Source organism: Nioella nitratireducens (assembly GCF_001879715.1).
In the GTDB taxonomy this organism is placed as follows: Bacteria; Pseudomonadota; Alphaproteobacteria; order Rhodobacterales; family Rhodobacteraceae; genus Nioella; species Nioella nitratireducens.
In genome coordinates this window covers 1-1,172 of the sequence record NZ_MNBW01000066.1, presented here as the reverse complement: position 1 = coordinate 1,172, position 1,172 = coordinate 1, and the positions used below count along the sequence as shown (strand labels likewise).

1 protein-coding gene is annotated in these 1,172 nt (G+C 63.3%); it reads right to left on the bottom strand.

Going from position 1 to position 1,172, the window contains the following annotated elements:
- Positions 1 to 1,172 (bottom strand): elongation factor Tu (gene tuf / locus BKY27_RS19585; RefSeq protein WP_071676131.1); only part of this gene is annotated, 1,172 nt, incomplete at its 3' end.

Sequence of the window (1,172 nt, the reverse complement as noted above, 5' to 3'; positions counted from 1 at the left end):
GCGAGGATCTTGGACACGACGCCGGAGCCGACGGTGCGGCCGCCTTCGCGGATGGCGAAGCGCAGGCCGTCTTCCATGGCGATCGGCGCGATCAGCTCAACCGTGAACTTCAGGTTGTCGCCCGGCATCACCATCTCGGTGCCCGAGGGCAGCTCAACCGTGCCGGTCACGTCCGTGGTGCGGAAGTAGAACTGCGGGCGGTAGTTCGCGAAGAACGGCGTGTGACGGCCGCCTTCTTCCTTGGTCAGGATGTAGACCTCGGCTTCGAACTTGGTGTGCGGGTTGACCGAGCCCGGCTTACACAGAACCTGGCCACGCTCAACGCCTTCACGATCCACACCGCGCAGCAGCGCGCCGATGTTGTCGCCGGCTTCACCGCGATCCAGCAGCTTGCGGAACATTTCCACGCCCGTGCAGGTGGTTTTCTTGGTGTCGCGGATGCCGACGATCTCGATCTCGTCGCCAACGTTGATCACGCCACGCTCGACACGACCGGTCACAACCGTGCCGCGACCGGAAATCGAGAACACGTCCTCGATCGGCATCAGGAACGGCTGGTCGACAGCGCGCTCGGGCTGCGGGATGTATTCGTCCACGGCGGCCATCAGTTCGCGGATCTTGTTCTCGCCGATCTCGGGGTCACGGCCTTCCATGGCGGCAAGGGCGGAACCGGCGATGATCGGAATATCGTCGCCCGGGAAGTCGTACTCGGACAAGAGTTCGCGGACTTCCATTTCCACCAGCTCAAGCAGTTCCTCGTCGTCGACCTGATCGACCTTGTTGAGGAACACCACCATGGCGGGGATACCCACCTGGCGACCGAGCAGGATGTGCTCGCGGGTCTGCGGCATCGGGCCGTCAGCAGCGTTCACCACCAGGATCGCGCCGTCCATCTGCGCCGCGCCCGTGATCATGTTCTTCACGTAGTCGGCGTGGCCGGGGCAGTCGACATGCGCGTAGTGGCGGTTCTCGGTCTCGTATTCCACGTGCGCGGTCGAGATCGTGATCCCACGAGCCTTCTCTTCCGGCGCGCCGTCGATCTGGTCATAGGCGCGGAAGTCGCCGAAATACTTGGTGATCGCCGCCGTCAGCGTCGTCTTGCCGTGGTCAACGTGACCGATCGTGCCGATGTTACAGTGCGGCTTGCCGCGCTCAAACTTTTCCTTAGCCAT